Annotated in this window: 20 protein-coding genes; 16 read left to right on the forward strand and 4 right to left on the reverse strand. The window is 48.8% G+C overall.

The genetic code is table 11. From position 1 onward, the window contains the following. Window positions 1-23: 23 nt before the first annotated feature. Complete coding sequence (locus tag LVJ88_RS01665; RefSeq protein ID WP_085418993.1) at window positions 24-2,174, reverse strand: AsmA family protein; 2,151 nt, start codon at window positions 2,172-2,174, stop codon at window positions 24-26. Between the two features lie 243 nt (window positions 2,175-2,417). On the opposite strand from LVJ88_RS01665, the gene LVJ88_RS01670 reads away from it, so the two are divergent. The 3 genes from LVJ88_RS01670 to LVJ88_RS01685 all read left to right on the forward strand — a co-directional run bounded on the left by LVJ88_RS01670 (window position 2,418) and on the right by LVJ88_RS01685 (window position 4,929). Continuing rightward, window positions 2,418-3,293 (forward strand): chorismate mutase, encoded by an 876-nt coding sequence (locus LVJ88_RS01670; RefSeq protein ID WP_085418992.1) that lies wholly within the window; start codon window positions 2,418-2,420, stop codon window positions 3,291-3,293. Between the two features lie 616 nt (window positions 3,294-3,909). Next, on the forward strand, window positions 3,910-4,389 hold the full coding sequence (locus tag LVJ88_RS01675; protein ID WP_085418991.1) for a pilin: 480 nt from the start codon (window positions 3,910-3,912) through the stop codon (window positions 4,387-4,389). Window positions 4,390-4,464: 75 nt separating this feature from the next. Next, window positions 4,465-4,929 (forward strand): pilin, encoded by a 465-nt coding sequence (locus LVJ88_RS01685; protein ID WP_269844521.1) that lies wholly within the window; start codon window positions 4,465-4,467, stop codon window positions 4,927-4,929. Here the strand turns inward: LVJ88_RS01685 and LVJ88_RS01690 are convergent. Next, window positions 4,926-5,111 carry a signal peptidase gene (locus tag LVJ88_RS01690; RefSeq protein ID WP_085418989.1) on the reverse strand — a complete coding sequence of 62 codons (186 nt, stop codon included), beginning with the start codon at window positions 5,109-5,111 and terminating at the stop codon, window positions 4,926-4,928. The genes LVJ88_RS01685 and LVJ88_RS01690 overlap by 4 nt on opposite strands. Before the next feature lie 494 nt (window positions 5,112-5,605). Here LVJ88_RS01690 and LVJ88_RS01695 point away from each other — a divergent pair, with 494 nt between their 5' ends. The 7 genes from LVJ88_RS01695 to LVJ88_RS01725 all read left to right on the forward strand — a co-directional run bounded on the left by LVJ88_RS01695 (window position 5,606) and on the right by LVJ88_RS01725 (window position 10,990). Continuing rightward, window positions 5,606-6,259: an IS1595 family transposase gene (locus LVJ88_RS01695; protein WP_244694126.1), complete on the forward strand. Its 654-nt coding sequence runs from the start codon at window positions 5,606-5,608 to the stop codon at window positions 6,257-6,259. Between the two features lie 464 nt (window positions 6,260-6,723). After that, window positions 6,724-7,215 carry a transposase gene (locus tag LVJ88_RS01700; protein WP_085418787.1) on the forward strand — a complete coding sequence of 164 codons (492 nt, stop codon included), beginning with the start codon at window positions 6,724-6,726 and terminating at the stop codon, window positions 7,213-7,215. Window positions 7,216-7,279: 64 nt separating this feature from the next. Beyond that, a complete protein-coding gene (locus tag LVJ88_RS01705) occupies window positions 7,280-8,116 on the forward strand; it encodes a PHP domain-containing protein (protein ID WP_085418800.1) in 837 nt (278 codons plus the stop codon). A 294-nt stretch (window positions 8,117-8,410) separates the two neighbouring features. After that, on the forward strand, window positions 8,411-8,785 hold the full coding sequence (locus tag LVJ88_RS01710) for an ACP-like domain-containing protein (protein ID WP_085363567.1): 375 nt from the start codon (window positions 8,411-8,413) through the stop codon (window positions 8,783-8,785). Window positions 8,786-8,895: 110 nt separating this feature from the next. Continuing rightward, entirely contained in the window at window positions 8,896-9,516 is a 621-nt protein-coding gene (locus tag LVJ88_RS01715) for an L-threonylcarbamoyladenylate synthase (protein ID WP_054599871.1), read from the forward strand. 128 nt (window positions 9,517-9,644) lie between these two features. Continuing rightward, the gene (locus LVJ88_RS01720) at window positions 9,645-10,265 is read left to right on the forward strand and encodes a Type 1 glutamine amidotransferase-like domain-containing protein (protein WP_233127625.1); all 621 of its coding nucleotides are present in this window, start codon (window positions 9,645-9,647) and stop codon (window positions 10,263-10,265) included. 74 nt (window positions 10,266-10,339) lie between these two features. After that, window positions 10,340-10,990: a site-2 protease family protein gene (locus LVJ88_RS01725; RefSeq protein ID WP_054599872.1), complete on the forward strand. Its 651-nt coding sequence runs from the start codon at window positions 10,340-10,342 to the stop codon at window positions 10,988-10,990. Window positions 10,991-11,071: 81 nt separating this feature from the next. On the opposite strand, the gene LVJ88_RS01730 is transcribed toward LVJ88_RS01725, so the two are convergent. Together LVJ88_RS01730 and LVJ88_RS01735 are read right to left on the reverse strand one after the other, a co-directional pair. Continuing rightward, on the reverse strand, window positions 11,072-11,596 hold the full coding sequence (locus LVJ88_RS01730; RefSeq protein ID WP_085418788.1) for a gluconokinase: 525 nt from the start codon (window positions 11,594-11,596) through the stop codon (window positions 11,072-11,074). 18 nt (window positions 11,597-11,614) lie between these two features. Continuing rightward, a complete protein-coding gene (locus LVJ88_RS01735) occupies window positions 11,615-13,000 on the reverse strand; it encodes a GntP family permease (RefSeq protein WP_085418789.1) in 1,386 nt (461 codons plus the stop codon). A 483-nt stretch (window positions 13,001-13,483) separates the two neighbouring features. Between LVJ88_RS01735 and rplC the strand changes: the two genes are divergently transcribed. The 6 genes from rplC to rplV are packed head-to-tail and all read left to right on the forward strand — an operon-like array spanning window position 13,484 to window position 16,520. After that, window positions 13,484-14,128 (forward strand): 50S ribosomal protein L3, encoded by a 645-nt coding sequence (gene rplC, locus LVJ88_RS01740; protein WP_054599875.1) that lies wholly within the window; start codon window positions 13,484-13,486, stop codon window positions 14,126-14,128. Continuing rightward, complete coding sequence (gene rplD / locus LVJ88_RS01745; protein ID WP_085418790.1) at window positions 14,128-14,748, forward strand: 50S ribosomal protein L4; 621 nt, start codon at window positions 14,128-14,130, stop codon at window positions 14,746-14,748. The genes rplC and rplD overlap by 1 nt, the downstream gene beginning before the upstream one ends. Then, window positions 14,745-15,059, forward strand: coding sequence for a 50S ribosomal protein L23 (gene rplW / locus LVJ88_RS01750; RefSeq protein WP_180384144.1), 315 nt, complete (start codon window positions 14,745-14,747; stop codon window positions 15,057-15,059). Before rplD ends, rplW begins: the two co-directional genes overlap by 4 nt. 5 nt (window positions 15,060-15,064) lie before the next feature. After that, window positions 15,065-15,898 (forward strand): 50S ribosomal protein L2, encoded by an 834-nt coding sequence (gene rplB / locus LVJ88_RS01755; protein WP_085356006.1) that lies wholly within the window; start codon window positions 15,065-15,067, stop codon window positions 15,896-15,898. Between the two features lie 5 nt (window positions 15,899-15,903). After that, entirely contained in the window at window positions 15,904-16,182 is a 279-nt protein-coding gene (rpsS, locus tag LVJ88_RS01760; protein ID WP_002215422.1) for a 30S ribosomal protein S19, read from the forward strand. 8 nt (window positions 16,183-16,190) lie between these two features. Beyond that, window positions 16,191-16,520: a 50S ribosomal protein L22 gene (rplV, locus tag LVJ88_RS01765; RefSeq protein WP_054599879.1), complete on the forward strand. Its 330-nt coding sequence runs from the start codon at window positions 16,191-16,193 to the stop codon at window positions 16,518-16,520. Window positions 16,521-16,527: the final 7 nt, after the last annotated feature.

Genomic DNA, 16,527 nt, shown 5'->3' on the forward strand with positions numbered 1-16,527 from the left:
TCTGAAAAAAGTGATGTGCCGTTTCAAGGCGCAGATGCCGATTGGGAGGGGGCATTCAACCATTGCCACTGCTCGCGCAGGGTTTCCGCTAAAGCGCGTTGTTTTTCTTGTGGTGTTTCCAAGCCTGAAGTGAGCTTGTTGTAGTCTAACGTAACGGAGGGATTGTCCACCGGGCCGTTGATTTTGATAGGTATGGGCTTGGCTTGGCTGTTTTTTACATTGCGTATCAACATGTTTTCCGACATGGTTTGGGCGTTGAAATCGGTTTGCCCGCTGCTGGTGATATTGAAAATGTCGGAGGTAAGCTCGGCATTTTCATGGGTGCCGACGCCGTTGCGGATTTCGCTGGTAAGCGAAAAATGGCGGAAGGGCGTTTGCATGTCGCGGTTTTTATTATTAACGGCAGTATTGTTGCCCAAACTTTGCAAAACATTGGAGATATCCAAGCCCAGCCATGCGCCTTGGCTGACGTTAAGCTGCAAAGTGCCGTTGAGTGTTTTGGTAAGGCTTTCGCGGTTATGGCCTTTTGCCGTGAGATCGATTACTGCATCACCTATGCCGCCGATGCGGTGGTAGCCGAGCAAGTCTTGCACAAGCGGGCGGATTTGTACGCCGCGTGCGTTTTGCTGCAAATGGTAGGCCGGCGGATCGGTGTTGGCGATACTGATGCCGCCTTCGGTTTGGCCGCCGTAAAGCCCGGCACGGAAATTCGTGAGCGTGATGCGTTGGTTGTCGGCATAAAGCACGGTTTGCAAATCGTCCATTTGCAGGCCGGGCATATTCAGGCTGCCGATGCGGATATCGGCATGAACTTGCGGCATGGCCGTTTGATTTAAAAATGCGGGGAAAAGATTGCCGCTTTTGGCTTGGAAATCGCTCCAATAAGGAAGCAGCGACAGTTTCTGCATGCCGACCGTGGCACGGAGTGTGGCGGGCGTGTCTGTTCCGGCGGCGGTATAGCGGGCGGAAACTTCTGTGTTTTGCCGGTCAAACAGGCCTTTTAAATCAAGCGTCCAATTTTTGTTGTTATGCAAGGCGAAACGGCCTTCCATTTGGCTGACTAGGCGCGAACGCGGGGCAGCTTTCAGGCTGTCTTGGTGGGTGCTTAATCTGAAGTTTTCCGATTCCAACAAGGTGTCTTTTTGCCAGATAAGCGGCCCGGAAAGATTAAAAGTGGTTTGCTTCGTTTGGTTTTTATGGCTGCCGTTGAATTCAAATTCGCTGATGGTGGCCACGGTTGGGCGCAGGCTGATGCGGGAGAGTGCCAGAGAGCCGTCCCAACTGCTTTCGGGCGACGAACGGGCAGTAAACACCGCGCTGATTTCGCTCACGCTGATGTGTTTTTTCTTCCAAAGCAGGGCTGGGCTTTGCGCGGTAAGGTGCAGTTTGTGAAAAGAGCTGTCGGCACGCAGGCGCAGGTTGCGGGCTTGCAAGGTGTGGTTTTTCGGCTGCCAAGTAAGGTCGGCATCGGCGGCAAACGAAGTGGTTTCATTGCCTGCAGGCAGGGTGGCATCTACATGAACGGCAGGGAAAAGCCATTCGCTGCCGTTGATATTCAGACGGCCTGTGCTGTGCCAGCTGAAAGGTTGATGTTTATTATGGTGTGTTGTTCCGTTTAAGGTAAACGTGCGCGAAGATTCAGATTCGCCGCTTAAGTTTAAATTGAAATTTCGGGTGTCGTAATGCGCGTCGGGCGTGCCTATGTTCAGACGGCTGTTTTCAATGACCACCCTGTTTATTTGTGCCGCGCGGCCGGACGTTTTCCATAAATCCTGAAAGCTCCACACGCCGTCGGGCTGCTGATTGGCTTGCGCATCCGCTTCTTTTACCACCCATTTTTCAATAACCGCCTTGTCGCTCCAAAGATTGCTCCATGCCAACCCGATGCGCATTTCTTTGGCGTGCAGAGCCGATGCCGTGCTGTTGGGCTTGCTCACTGCCACATCATACAGCGTAACGGTAGGGCGGGGCAGCCACGAACGGCCGATCTCACTGCTGAAACGCACCGTGCGGCCGCTGCCCCGCACCGCTTCATCTGCCCAAGCCTGAATGTGCCGGCTGTCGAACAGATAATGCAGAAAACCTTGGGCGATAAGCACGGAAGAGGCCAGCGCAATCATGCCGTATACAGAAAAACGCAGCCAAAATTTTCCGGAGCGGAAGAGTTTAACCATGATAAAAGAATAAAAAGAGATGCTTGAAGTATAGCATATAGGCCGTCTGAAACATCGTTTGGTAGCGGATAAAGCCGAATATTGCTACTATTCGGCACGAACGGCAGCGAATGGCGAAACGGCACCGCTTCGCCGCCACGGTTGGAAAATTTCACTAACAGCCGCAACCGCTCATCGTGCCATACATCCTATATACATATATATAAGAGTGACGCACGCGGCCTTTAATATTCGGAGCGTATGATGATTATTGTGATGCAGAAACAGGCTGCGCCCGAAGCAGTCGAAAGCGTAATCCAATTTATCCGCAGCAGAGGTTTGCAGGAACACGTTTCGCGCGGAGAAGAGCGCACCATTATCGGCGCGGTCGGCGACGAGCGCGTGTTTCACCCCAACGAATTGGAACGCCTAAACGGAGTCGAACGAGCCATCCGCGTGCTCAACGAATGGAAAATCATCAGCCGCGAAACCAGCCCTGAAAACACCGTGATTACCGTGCGCGGCGTATCCATCGGCGGCGGCAAAATGCTAGATATTACCGCCAACCCGCAACAATCCGGCAAAGCCGATATGGCATTTGCCGACCCCTTCTACCTGCCCGCCCGCCCCTATACCGATGCCGTTGCCCATAACGAACACGAGCAAATCCGCGCCATGCAGGCCGAAGTGGCCAAACACCATGCGGCAGGCAAACCCGTTATCGTGCGCATCCGAGACGTGCGTCAGCTCGCCCCCACACTGGATGCCGAAGCCGACATCCTCTATCTCGGCGGCGAACTCATGAGCAACCGCGCCCTTCAAGACGAAGTAGGCCGTCTGAATACCCCCGTTGTATTATGTAAAGACAAACACCACCGCGCCGACGAATGGCTGGTTGCCGCCGAACACATCGCCTTGCGCGGCAACCACCATATCATTCTCGGCGAAGCAGGCACCCTCAGCTTCGAGCCGGAACACACCTACCGCCTAGACGTAGATGCCATCGTGCGCGTGCGCCGCGTAAGCCATCTGCCCGTTATCGCCAACATCACCCGCCTGTGGCACGGCGATATGCCCCAAGAAATTTTATACAAACTCGCCCAAGCCGCAGGCGCCGACGGCATCGTAAACAGCTTATAAGGTTGGCGTTTTTCTCAATACATTTCCCTCAATCCGCATACGGGCGGATATACAATCCGCCCCTACGAATCAAACATGGCCGTCTGAAAAAAACGGTTTCCTTTGTAGGTCGGATTCTCGAATCCGATGTTTATGCATTATCACGATGATTAAACATTTCCGTGATAACAACCGTTTTGTCGGATACCAGTATCCGACCTACGCTTGTTCCCCGACCATGCCGCGTTACATCCCGACAAAAAACGTCACATGACAAAATAATAAACCCTGCCTTGCGCTTTGGGGCAAATAAACGACAAAAAACGGCAGGTTGATTTTTAAAAATTATTCAAAAAACATAATGATTAAATCATAAAATGCTCAACACATAAAATTAAAATATATAAATATCAATAATATAAAATTTAATTTTCAAAAATTACCAAACTTGGCACAAACTTTGCTTAATACATAACATCTGCAAACGGCAGTGCCGCAGCAGAAAACGTATCCTTCTTATTTCGTAGTGGCAGCAAAGCAGTAACACGGCGAACACACCGTGCCAAACACATTACGGTTACATAACTATATATAACACGTTACTCATTTTTTAATTTTTCAAACTGGAGTTTTAAACATGAAAGCAATGCAAAAAGGTTTTACTTTGATCGAGTTGATGATCGTTGTAGCGATTATCGGTATTTTGGCAGCGATTGCTCTGCCGATGTACGGCGACTACACTGCCCGCGCACAAGCAACCGAGGGTTATGATTTGTTGGGCGGTATGAAAACGCCTTTGATTGAAGCGGTTGCTTCTACAAGTATGGGAGTCGCTTGCCCAACGTCCGCAATTGATTCATCAGCTAACAAGAATACTGATCCGGCTTGGTTTACTGCCGCAGTAAAATCTGGAAAATATGTAGAAAAAGTTGCAGCAAGTTCATCAGGTCAAGTTTGCACTTTGGTAGCAACATTTAAAGCAGCAGGTTCTGGCGTCAACGATAAGGTAGCAGGTGAAACAATTACTATGAAATTTACTGCTAACACAGGTGCATGGGAGTGTGAAACCTCTTTGGATAAAAACATCGCTCCTGCAGCTTGTCAGCCAAAAAGCTAAACCATAATAGTTTCGATATGGAACTTAAAAGCCCGCTGTATGCGGGCTTTTTATTAATATCTCAAGGGAAAACAAGTGATAAGCAAAAAAAGCATAAAAGGTTTCACTTTGGTTGAGTTAATGACAGTACTCGGTATTGTCGGTATTTTGGCTGCCATCGCCCTGCCACTGTACGGTCATTACACGGCTCGTGCGCAAAGTGCCGAAGGGGTGTCGCTGCTCAAAGGTTTGAAAACGCCTTTAGTTGAGGCGGTATCCACCGGCAGCATTGCGCAATGCAACAATCAGGCGGCTTGGTTTTTGGGGGAAGTAAGGGAAGGGGCTTATGTGGAAAAAATCGAAGTGTCGTCCGATGCGGCCAATAAACGCTGCTTGCTCAAGCTTACATTCAAATCAGACAACAGCATCAACGACAATATCAAAGGCCGCCATATCAGCGTGCGTTATTCAATGAATACGGGAACGTGGGAATGCGGATCGGATTTAAACGAAAACCTGATTGCATCGGCATGCAGCAACGGAATGCTGACTTTGGATTAATGGCCATTAGGGAAAGGCCGAGACCTTTGCAAAACCCTCAGATGCGGATGCAGTTCAAGGCGTAGCAGCACAGCGAGTGCAGACATATCATACAGATAGGCAAACGAGCGAGCAGCGCACAACGCAGAAATGCGCCGCAGATGGGGGTTTTGCAAAGGTCTCAGGCCGTCTGAAAAAATCATTCACAACCACCATTCGTAGGGGCGGATTGCATATCCGCCCGTGCGTGGTTACCGGCAATGCTTGGGGAAAATCGGAAATGTTGGGGGATGATACGCGTGTGTTGAAGGTTCAAGATTCAGGCACGGTTGGTTTAAAGAAGATTTCCGTAACGCCAAACGGCGGGCGGATATATAATCCGCCCCTACGGGCAGGCCGTCTGAAAAAACAATTACAATTCCTTGAGCATAGATGATGCCGTCTGAAAGAATAACCGCACTTTTGTAGGGGCGGATTGCATATCCGCCCGTGTATGATTTGCGGCAATGCGTGGGAAAATCAGAAATGTTTTGAGGATGATATGCGTGTGTTGATGGTTCAAGATTCAGGCACGGTTGGTTTAAAGAAGGTTTCCGTAATGCCAAACGGCGGGCGGATATATAATCCGCCCCTACGGGCAGGCCGTCTGAAAAAACAAGGGGCTGACGTAGATTAGCAGTCATGATAGGCTGCCAAAATGAAGATAACCCACTGTAAGTTAAAGAAGAGTCTGCAAAGAAAACTGCTTGAATATTTTGTATTGGAAGTAACCGCACGTTCTGCTGCCGATATCTTGGGTATTCAGCCCAATACGGCTATTCTCTTCTACCGTAAAATCCGTCTTGTTATCAGCCGTCATTTGGCTTTGGAAGCAGATCAGGTTTTTGAGGGCGCTATAGAATTGGATGAGAGCTATTTCGGCGGTAAGCGTAAAGGAAAGCGCGGTAGGGGAGCAGCAGGTAAAGTGGTGGTTTTCGGTATCCTTAAACGTGGAGGTAAGGTTTATACGGTTGTAGTGAATAATGCCCGAAAGGAAAGTTTATTTCCTGTTATTACAAGGAAAATTACACCTGATAGCGTAGTTTATACGGACTGCCTGAGCAGTTACGACGTGTTGGATGTCAGCGGTTTTCACCATCACAGGATTAATCACAGCAAAAAGTTTGCCGACCGACACAACCATATCAACGGCATTGAGAATTTTTGGAATCAGGCGAAACGTGTCTTGCGCAAATACAACGGAATTGACCGAAAATCTTTTCCTCTGTTCTTGAAAGAATGTGAGTTTCGTTTTAACTTCGGGACACCAAAGCAGCAGTTAAAAACTTTGCGGCTTTGGTGTGGTGTTTAGGGCTAATCTACTTCAGCCCCAAAAACAATTACAATTCCTTGAGCATAGATGATGCCGTCTGAAAGAATAACCGCACTTTTGTAGGGGACGGATTATATATCCGCCCGTGTATGGTTCGCGGCAATGCGCGGAGAAAATCAGAAATGTTGGGGGATAATACGCGTGTGTTGAAGGTTCAAGATTCAGGCACGGTTGGTTTAAAGAAGGTTTCCGTAACGCCAAACGGCGGGCGGATATGCAATCCGCCCCTACGGGCAGGCCGTCTGAAAAAACAATTACAATTCCTTGAGCATAGATGATGCCGTCTGAAAGAATAACCGCACTTTTGTAGGGGCGACACACATCCGCCCGTGTATGGTTTACGGCAATGCGCGGAGAAAATCAGAAATGTTTTGGGGATGATATGCCTGTGTTGAAGGTTCGGACAGCGTAGACATGTTTATCAATCAAAAGGGGAATTACATATGGCAGAGCTTTGGCCGGCCAGACGCGGAATGCGCTTGCCTAATTATGATTACGCTGCGGTAGGCGGTTATTTTGTAACGCTGTGTATTCACGGCCGCCATAATGTTTTCGGTAGGGTGGAAGATGGTGTGATGCTACTTAACCGCGCAGGTGAAATGGTACGGGATGTTTTGTGCGAATTGAGCGGGCATTTTGAAGGTGGGTATTTGGATAAATATGTGGTTATGCCTAACCATATCCATTTTATTTGGGTAAACCGCTGTGGTGGCGTGGGTTTGTCTGAAGTTGTGCAATGGATGAAAATAGTCAGCACCAACCGTTACATACGGGGAGTAAAAGAAAGTGGATGGCCTGCGTTTGAAGGTAAACTTTGGCAACGTGGTTTTTATGATCATGTAATCCGAAACGAAACGGACTATTTCCGTATTGCCGAATACATTGCAAATAATCCGCTGCAATGGCATTTGGATACGTTATATCGCGAAAATTGATTAACCGAGCATCTATGCTAAGATGCGCGCCATCTTTATCTTTGCGCACATTAAATCTCCAATCATGATAGACCTCCATTGCCATTCTCATATTTCAGACGGCCTGTTAAGCCCGGCCGAGGTTACGCGTTTGGCGCATGCCAACGGCTGCACTATGTTGGCGTTGACCGACCACGACCATACCGGCGGGCTTGCCGAAGCGCGTGCCGAAGCGGAAAAGCTCGGCATGCGTTTTATCAATGGGGTGGAGGTTTCGGTAACGTGGCGCAAGCGCACGATACATATCGTCGGGCTGGATTTCGATGAACACAACGAGGCGTTGCAAAATCTGTTGGCCAAAGTGCGCACAGGCCGTCTGAAACGCTTGGAAGCGATTGCTGCGAAGTTGGAAAAGAAGGGCATAAGCGGTGCGTATGAAGGGGCGTTGGCTTTGGCGGCGAACCCTGAAATGGTCAGCCGCACTCATGTTGCGGAATTTCTGATTAACGAAGGCCATGTGCGCAACAAGCAGCAGGCGTTTACCAAATATTTGGGCGACGGCAAACCTGCTTCGGTGCCGCACGAATGGGCTGCGTTGGAGGAATGTGTGGCGGCCATTAACGGCGCGGGCGGTATGGCGGTGATTGCCCATCCGATGCGCTATGGTTTTTCGGCAACGGCCAAGCGCAATCTTTTTGAAGAGTTTAAAGCTTTGGGCGGGCAGGGCATTGAAGTGCATAGCGGCAATTGCGATAAAAACGACCGTTTGAATTATGCTTTGCTGGCGCAACGCTACGGCTTGCTGGCAAGTGCAGGCAGCGATTTTCACCGTTTAAACGATTACAGCGGCGGGATATTGGGTGCCTGCCCCGAACTGCCGGATATCTGCCGGCCGGTATGGGAAGAGTTTAGGGCGGTTTAATAAGCGGTAAGAGTTGCTGTTTATGCAAGGCCGCCTGGCCGGAAACGGTGTGAAAATGGTGCGGAAATGTGGCGGTGATGCCGGTGTGCAACAGCAAAAACGGCTTATTATTCGTGCAAATATTTAAATAAATTTATATATATCAATGGGTTGATTTTGTCTTACTCAAAATTACATTTGGCTGTCTTTTCATAAAACCGAACAAACCTATAATCCGCCGCATGCATTCGCTGCCCCGTTGCCGGGAATATGCAGAGTATGCCGAATATCTTAATTTTGATGAAAGAAAAGCATATGAAAATCTTATCTACTGCGTTATTGGTAGCGGCTACATTGGTTGCCGGTGTTGCTCATGCGGATGCCGGTCAGGCCGTACGCAAATCTTCTGTGAGCTATACTTGCCAACAAGGTAAAAAAGTAAAAGTAACTTACGGTTTCAACAAGCAAAACCTGCCTGTTTACGCTTCTGCCTACATGAACGGCAAAACCCGCTATATGCCGATTAACCTGAATGCTTCAGACAATGTTGATACTGTGTTCGGCGATGAAAACAACTTCAAGTTGAGCACCGGTTATTTGGATCGTTCCAACCACCGCCGTAATTCGATCATGATTACTTCGCCCGGTCAGGACATTCTTTTCAAGAGCTGTAAACCGCGCCGCCGTTAATACCGGTTGATGGATTAGGGAGGCCGTCTGAATAGGTTCAGACGGCCTTATTCATTATATAATTCTGTTTCTAAAACATTTGATACCGATAAATAAGCAAGGAACGCAATATGGCACAATTTTTCGCGATCCACCCCGATAATCCGCAAGAGCGTTTGATTAAACAGGCGGTGGAGATTATTAGAAAAGGCGGGGTTATCGCTTATCCTACCGATTCCTGTTATGCGCTGGGCTGCCATTTGGGTGATAAAGAAGCAATGGAGCGGGTGTTGAATATCCGTAAAATCGATCAGAAACACCACCTTACTTTGATGTGTGCCGACTTAAGCGAACTGGGCACTTATGCCAAAGTTGATAACAGCCAGTTCCGCCAGTTGAAAGCGGCCACGCCGGGCAGTTATACCTTTATTTTGCAGGCCACCAAAGAAGTGCCTAACCGCACGCTGCACCCCAAGCGTAAAACCATCGGCTTACGCGTGCCCGACAACAAAATTGCTTTGGCGTTGCTGGCCGAATTGGGCGAGCCGTTATTAAGTTGTACCCTGATGTTGCCGGAAGACGACGAACCGCTAACCGACCCGTATGAAATCCGCGACCGTTTGGAACACACGGTGGATTTGGTGATCGACGGCGGTTGGTGCGGTACCGATCCGACTACGGTAATCGACATGACCGATGGCGTGGAGCTGATTCGGGAAGGCAAAGGCGATAAGGCTTTGTTTGGTTTGTAAGAGCCTGTTAAATGCGTTGTTATAACGGTGGCTTGGGTCGAAATGCCAGAAGTTTTGCCTTGAAAACGTTAAGGCCGTCTGAAAATAAATGGCATTGCCTGCCAGCCTGAAAGCATATTGAGAGGGGCATGATGAAACTGTTTTTAACTGCTTATTTTGCGCAAACCGCATCGTTGTTACCGCCGTTTCTCGGCGAGCCGATGCAGGGCAGAAGTGTGGGTTTTATCGCTACTGCGGCGGATGTGGAAGCCGTAGATTTTTATGTTGAAGAGGCACGCCGCATTTGGCATTCGTGGGGTGTGGAAATCGATATGGTTGATGTGGCGGCGTTGAGTGCCGAAGAAATCGCCCGCAAACTTCACCGTAGCGACTATATTTATGTGAGTGGCGGCAATACTTTTTATTTGCTGGCACAATTGCGGCAAAAGCAGGCAGATAAGGTATTGGCGGAGGAAATCGCTTCCGGTAAACCGTATATCGGCGAATCGGCGGGCAGCATGATTGTGGCCGAAAATCTGTCTTATGTGCATGAAATGGATGAAGTCGGCAGGGCGGAATACGATACTCGGCAAGGGTTGGGTGTGTTGGATGTCTGCATCGTGCCTCATGACGGCGAAGAGCCTTTTGTAGAAGCCACGCAAGCCATCAGAGAGAAGTATGCACATCTGCCGCTTTATCCGCTCAACAATTCACAGGTGTTGTTGGCAGAAGGTGGCCAACCGCCGGCCGTAACCGTTCGGGCCGTCTGAAAATAAGATTCGGCAAAGGTGTAAGGCTGAGGGTTTTCAGACGGCATCACACACAAAAAGGAAAATTAAAAATCATGTTTCAAAATTTCGATTTAAGTATCTTTTTACTTGCCTTGTTGCCGGTGCTGCTGGCAATTACCGTGCACGAAGCCGCACATGCTTATGCTGCACGCTATTGGGGAGACCGAACGGCGGAACAGCTGGGCAGGCTTACACTCAATCCGGTGGCGCATATCGACCCTGTCGGCACAATCGTGGTGCCTTTGCTGATGTTTATGTTTACCCCGTTTTTATTCGGCTGGGCCAAGCCGGTTCCCATTGTGCCGCGTAATTTCCGCAACATGCGCATGGGTTTGCGGATGGTGGCGATTGCCGGGCCGCTGTCTAATTTGGTGATGGCTTTCGGCTGGGGGCTGGCGATGGTGTTGGCGCCGCATGTGCCTGAGTCGTTTCAGTATCCTTTGGGCGAAATGGCCAAATACGGCGTGATGATCAATGCCGTTCTGTTTGTGCTGAATATGATTCCGATTCTGCCGCTGGATGGCGGACGCTTTGTCGACAGCTTCCTGCCTGCCCGAGCTTCGATGCAGTTTCATAAAATCGAACCTTACGGTACATGGATTATTTTGATTCTGTTGATGACGGGGCTGCTGGGTAAAATCATGATGCCTTTTGTGGGCGGAATTATCGTATTGGTTACTTCGGCTGTTGGTGTGTTTATGTAAGCCGTATTGTGTAAGAAAGCCGGAGGCCGTCTGAAAAATATTCAGACGGCCTCCGGCTTTCTGTTCCGGTTTGGAAAGAAGTTATACAAAATTTTGCGCTTTTATCCAGCTGATGATTTCGGCCTGAACATCTTCCGCGCTGTCGGCGCTGTCAATACGCACACCTTCTTCATCGGCTTGCAGATCTTCCAAAATTTCAAGTTGAGAGGCCAGCATATCTGCTTTCATATAATGGCCTTTACGCGCCATCATGCGCTCCAAGTTGACATCGTGGGGCGGAGCCAGATGAATAAACACCACTTTACCTTCGGCTTCACGCAGGATGTCGCGGTATTCACGCTTTAACGCCGAGCATGTGACTACGCTTACTGCTTCGCCGCTTTGCGCTTGGCTGCTCATCCAATCGCGCAGGCTGCGCAACCACGGGTAACGGTCTTCATCGGTTAGCGGAATGCCCGAACCCATTTTGTCGCGGTTGGCTTGCGAATGGAAATCGTCGCCTTCGGCATAAGGGCATCGATAATGTTGTTGCAGGGCAACCGCAGCGGTGGTTTTGCCGCAGCCGCTTACGCCCATCACCACAAAATGCACGGTAGGTTTGCTCATCTCGACACTCCTTTATTATTACAACACGCTGAATGCCAAAGCCGACAAAGCAAAGCCGATAATGGCAATCAGGGTTTGATTGACCGTCCACGTTTTCAGCGTAGTGGGAACATCCATATCCAGCAGGCGGCCCACCAGCCAAAAGCCGGAATCGTTGAAGTGGCTCACGCCCACCGAACCGGCGGCAGTAGCCAATACGATCGCGGCAAGCTGCCAATCGCTGAATCCGGCTGCGGCAACCGCCGGTGCCATCAGCGCGGCGGCAGTGGTTAAAGCCACGGTTGCCGAACCTTGCGCGATACGCAGAGCCAAGGCCACCAAGAAGCAGCCCAGCAATACGGGAATACCCAGTTGCCCCATGCTGTCGGCCAAAGCCTGACCAATGCCGGAAGCACGCAGCACGCCGCCGAACATACCGCCCGCACCGGTAATCAGAATCACCGAGCAAACGGGGCCGAGTGCGCCGTCGATGGTTTTTTCGAGTGCCGACGCTTTTTCGCCGCGTTTACGCCCCAGCACGAACATCGCAACCAATACCGAAATCAGCAGCGCAACCGGTGTCGAACCGATCATACGCAGGGTTTTTACCCATTCGGCGTTGCCGTCGACCATTTTTTCGGCAATCAGCGTGGCTAAGCCGGTGTTGAGGAAAATCAGCAACATCGGAATCAGCATAATCCCGATAACCGTGCCGGCTTTGGCAGGTGTTTTAGGCTCGTCGTCATCCTGTTTGCCGCCGCTGAGCAAGTCCGGCACCGGCACATGAATGCGGCGGCCAAGAAACTGACCCAACAGATAACCGCTGAAATACCAAGTGATGAAGGCCAGCGGCAAACCGAGCAGCAGCACGTGGCCGATGCTGGCACCGTAAAATTCGGACGCGGCAATCGGCCCCGGATGCGGCGGCAGAAACACGTGCATTACCGAAAATGCGCCGATGGAAGCCAAGCCGTAAGGCAGAACCGGTGCGTTCATGCGGCGGGCGGTGGCAAACACAATCGGCAGCATCACCACCAAACCGGCATCAAAAAAAATCGGAAAACCGAAAATCAAGGAAGCCACGCCTAAGGCAAAAGGCGCACGTTTCTCACCGAACGCCCTCACCAAAGCATCGGCCAACGATTGCGCTCCGCCCGATGTTTCCACCAAACGGCCGAGCATCGCGCCCAGGCCCACCAGCAAAGCCACATTTCCGAGTGTGCCGCCGAAACTTTTCACCAATACATCGCCTACGATACTGCCCATCGGCAGGCCGGTGGCAATTGCAGTAAGTAGGCTGACGATCATTAAAGTCAGCAGGGCGTGCACGCGGAATTTGATGATCAGCACCAAAATCAGCAGAATCGCCCCGGCCGCAATGCCGAGCAATTCGCCCGTGCCTAAAGTTTGGGTCCAATTTTCCATATATAAATCCTTGTATTTAAGAGTTTGGAAGATAAGAAATTTGTTGATTTGAAGTTTCGTTTAATTTGTTTTTGTAAAATTTGTCTCAAAGTATTCTAAGGGTGTTTGAATAGCAGATTGCTGATTTAAGTCAACATGGATTGAGGTGTGGGTTCTTAGTGTTCAAGCCGCCGGAAATCTCATAAGCGTAATGGTTTTGTTTTAAATTTTTTGCATGTGTTGATTCCATGCATTGTCAAACATCGTTGTCACATGCTTAGTTGAAAAAAGCCTTGGTAAGTTCGCGTGAATACTTCGTTTGAATAGTTTTGAACAGTTTGAGTGTGTCGAATAAACATAAGTATTTACGCTTAAATAAATTTTCCTTGAAATTTCTAAACACGTCATGGTATAGTGCGATGCTTGGCATTTTGCCAAGTATGTATTTTGTGCAATGGCTAATCAATCGTAATTAGCCCCTTTAAATTAAAAAGGAAAATAATCATGACGTTAGGTCTGGTTGGGCGCAAAGTGGGTATGACACGCGTGTTTAATGAGCAGGGTGCATCTGTTCCTGTAACCGTGTTGGATATGTCTGCTAACCGCGTCACTCAAGTAAAATCCAAAGATGCCGACGGCTACACTGCCGTACAGGTTACCTTTGGTCAGAAAAAAGCCAATCGTACCAATAAAGCCGAAGCCGGCCACTTTGCCAAAGCAGGTGTGGAAGCAGGTCGAGGTTTGATTGAGTTTGCTTTGTCTGAAGAAAAATTAGGCGAGCTGAAAGCCGGCGATCAAATCACTGTTGATATGTTTCAAGCAGGTCAGCTGGTTGATGTAACCGGTACCTCAAAAGGTAAAGGCTTCTCAGGTACCATCAAGCGCCACAATTTTGGAGCGCAGCGTACTTCTCACGGTAACTCCCGTTCGCACCGTGTTCCCGGTTCTATTGGTATGGCTCAAGACCCCGGTCGAGTGTTCCCCGGTAAGCGTATGGCCGGTCAATACGGCAATACGAAATCTACCGTTCAAAACTTGGAAGTAGTCCGTGTGGATGTGGAGCGTCAGCTGTTGCTGGTTAAGGGTGCTGTTCCTGGTGCGGTAAACAGTGATGTTGTTGTACGTCCCAGCGTGAAAGTAGGTGCGTAATGGAATTAAAAGTAATTGATGCTAAAGGGCAGGTTGCAGGCAGCTTGGCTGTTTCTGATGCTCTGTTTGCCCGTGAGTACAATGAGTCATTGGTGCATCAGCTTGTTACTGCTTTTTTGGCGAATGCCCGCTCTGGTAACCGTGCTCAAAAAACTCGTGCCGAGGTTAGTCACTCAACTAAAAAGCCTTGGCGTCAAAAAGGTACCGGTCGTGCACGTTCAGGCATGACTTCTTCTCCTTTGTGGAGAAAAGGTGGCCGCGCATTCCCTAATAAACCGAATGAGAATTTTACTAAAAAAGTAAACCGCAAAATGTACCGTGCCGGTATGGCAACCATTTTGTCTCAATTGGTTCGGGACGAGCGTTTGTTTGTTATTGAGTCGCTCAATGCCCAAACACCTAAAACCAAAGAGTTTGCCGAGCAAGTGAAAAACTTGGGTTTGGAACAGGTTTTATTTGTAACTAAGCAGCTGGATGAAAATGTTTATTTAGCTTCACGTAACCTGCCTAATGTGCTGGTTTTGGAAGCTCAGCAAATTGATCCTTATAGCTTGCTGCGTTATAAAAAAGTAGTGATTACTAAAGAAGCAATAGCGCAGTTAGAGGAGCAATGGGTATGAATCAACAACGTTTAACACAAGTGATTTTGGCTCCTGTTGTTTCTGAAAAAAGCAATCTGCTGGCAGAAAAGCGTAATCAGATGACTTTTAAAGTGTTGCCGAATGCAACTAAACAGGAAATTAAAGCCGCTGTGGAGTTTTTGTTTGGTGTGGAAGTTGCTTCTGTGACTACCGTTACCACTAAAGGTAAAACCAAGCGCTTTGGCCGCACCTTGGGTCGCCGCAGCGATGTTAAAAAAGCTTATGTAAGCTTGGCTGCCGGGCAGGAATTGGATTTGGAAGCCGCTGCTGCAGCTGCAGATAAGGAATAAGTAACATGGCTATTGTAAAAATGAAGCCAACCTCTGCTGGTCGCCGCGGCATGGTTCGTGTAACCACTGAAGGTTTGCATAAAGGTGCTCCGTACGCTGCACTGCTTGAAAAGAAAAACTCTACAGCCGGTCGTAACAATAATGGTCATATTACCACTCGCCATAAAGGTGGTGGACATAAACACCATTACCGTATTGTAGATTTCAAACGTAATAAAGACGGCATTCCTGCTAAGGTTGAGCGTATTGAATACGATCCGAACCGCACTGCACATATTGCATTGTTGTGCTATGCAGACGGTGAACGTCGCTACATTATTGCTCCTCGAGGTATTAAAGCCGGTGCGGTATTGGTATCTGGTGCGGAGTCTGCAATCAAGGTAGGTAATACTTTGCCGATCCGTAATATTCCTGTGGGTACCACAATTCACTGCATTGAAATGAAGCCCGGTAAAGGCGCACAGATTGCCCGCTCTGCCGGTGCATCTGCTGTGTTGTTGGCTAAAGAAGGAATTTATGCTCAAGTACGTTTGCGTTCAGGCGAGGTTCGCAAGATTCATGTAGATTGTCGTGCTACCATTGGTGAAGTCGGTAATGAAGAGCAAAGTCTGAAGAAAATCGGTAAGGCTGGTGCCAATCGTTGGCGCGGTATTCGTCCGACAGTTCGCGGTGTGGTAATGAACCCTGTAGATCACCCGCATGGTGGTGGTGAGGGACGTACCGGTGAAGCTCGTGAACCTGTGAGTCCATGGGGTACACCTTCTAAAGGCTACCGTACTCGTAACAATAAACGCACGGACAATATGATTGTTCGCCGCCGTTACTCAAATAAAGGTTAATTAATATGGCTCGTTCATTGAAAAAAGGTCCATATGTAGACCTGCATTTGCTGAAAAAAGTAGATGCGGCTCGTGCAAGTAATGATAAGCGTCCGATCAAGACTTGGTCGCGTCGTTCTACTATTTTGCCTGATTTTATCGGTTTAACTATCGCTGTTCATAACGGACGTACTCATGTTCCTGTTTTCATCAGTGACAATATGGTTGGTCATAAATTAGGTGAGTTCTCATTGACCCGTACCTTTAAAGGCCATTTGGCTGATAAAAAGGCTAAAAAGAAATAAGGTGAATCATGAGAGTAAGTGCACAACATAAAAATGCCCGCATTTCTGCACAAAAGGCTCGTTTAGTTGCAGATTTGATTCGTGGTAAAGACGTTGCCCAAGCTTTAAATATCTTGGCATTTAGCCCTAAAAAAGGTGCTGAACTTGTTAAGAAAGTACTGGAATCTGCAATTGCAAATGCAGAACACAATGAAGGTGCTGATATTGACGAGTTAAAAGTGGTAACCATTTTTGTTGACAAAGGTCCTAGCTTGAAACGTTTTCAAGCACGTGCCAAAGGTCGTGGTAACCGCATTGAAAAACAAACTTGTCACATCAATGTGACAGTAGGTAATTAAGGAAAAG

It is taken from the genome of Neisseria dumasiana (assembly GCF_022870885.1).
Taxonomy (GTDB): domain Bacteria; phylum Pseudomonadota; class Gammaproteobacteria; order Burkholderiales; family Neisseriaceae; genus Neisseria; species Neisseria dumasiana.

Bases quoted from the DNA above. Each gene is read 5' to 3' on its own strand.
- LVJ88_RS01665 (WP_085418993.1), bottom strand. From the start codon at position 2,174: ATGGTTAAACTCTTCCGCTCCGGAAAATTTTGGCTGCGTTTTTCTGTA.
- LVJ88_RS01670 (WP_085418992.1), top strand. From the start codon at position 2,418: ATGATTATTGTGATGCAGAAACAGGCTGCGCCCGAAGCAGTCGAAAGC.
- LVJ88_RS01675 (WP_085418991.1), top strand. From the start codon at position 3,910: ATGAAAGCAATGCAAAAAGGTTTTACTTTGATCGAGTTGATGATCGTT.
- LVJ88_RS01690 (WP_085418989.1), bottom strand. From the start codon at position 5,111: ATGATTTTTTCAGACGGCCTGAGACCTTTGCAAAACCCCCATCTGCGG.
- LVJ88_RS01695 (WP_244694126.1), top strand. From the start codon at position 5,606: ATGAAGATAACCCACTGTAAGTTAAAGAAGAGTCTGCAAAGAAAACTG.
- LVJ88_RS01700 (WP_085418787.1), top strand. From the start codon at position 6,724: ATGGCAGAGCTTTGGCCGGCCAGACGCGGAATGCGCTTGCCTAATTAT.
- LVJ88_RS01705 (WP_085418800.1), top strand. From the start codon at position 7,280: ATGATAGACCTCCATTGCCATTCTCATATTTCAGACGGCCTGTTAAGC.
- LVJ88_RS01710 (WP_085363567.1), top strand. From the start codon at position 8,411: ATGAAAATCTTATCTACTGCGTTATTGGTAGCGGCTACATTGGTTGCC.
- LVJ88_RS01715 (WP_054599871.1), top strand. From the start codon at position 8,896: ATGGCACAATTTTTCGCGATCCACCCCGATAATCCGCAAGAGCGTTTG.
- LVJ88_RS01720 (WP_233127625.1), top strand. From the start codon at position 9,645: ATGATGAAACTGTTTTTAACTGCTTATTTTGCGCAAACCGCATCGTTG.
- LVJ88_RS01725 (WP_054599872.1), top strand. From the start codon at position 10,340: ATGTTTCAAAATTTCGATTTAAGTATCTTTTTACTTGCCTTGTTGCCG.
- LVJ88_RS01730 (WP_085418788.1), bottom strand. From the start codon at position 11,596: ATGAGCAAACCTACCGTGCATTTTGTGGTGATGGGCGTAAGCGGCTGC.
- LVJ88_RS01735 (WP_085418789.1), bottom strand. From the start codon at position 13,000: ATGGAAAATTGGACCCAAACTTTAGGCACGGGCGAATTGCTCGGCATT.
- rplC (WP_054599875.1), top strand. From the start codon at position 13,484: ATGACGTTAGGTCTGGTTGGGCGCAAAGTGGGTATGACACGCGTGTTT.
- rplD (WP_085418790.1), top strand. From the start codon at position 14,128: ATGGAATTAAAAGTAATTGATGCTAAAGGGCAGGTTGCAGGCAGCTTG.
- rplW (WP_180384144.1), top strand. From the start codon at position 14,745: ATGAATCAACAACGTTTAACACAAGTGATTTTGGCTCCTGTTGTTTCT.
- rplB (WP_085356006.1), top strand. From the start codon at position 15,065: ATGGCTATTGTAAAAATGAAGCCAACCTCTGCTGGTCGCCGCGGCATG.
- rpsS (WP_002215422.1), top strand. From the start codon at position 15,904: ATGGCTCGTTCATTGAAAAAAGGTCCATATGTAGACCTGCATTTGCTG.
- rplV (WP_054599879.1), top strand. From the start codon at position 16,191: ATGAGAGTAAGTGCACAACATAAAAATGCCCGCATTTCTGCACAAAAG.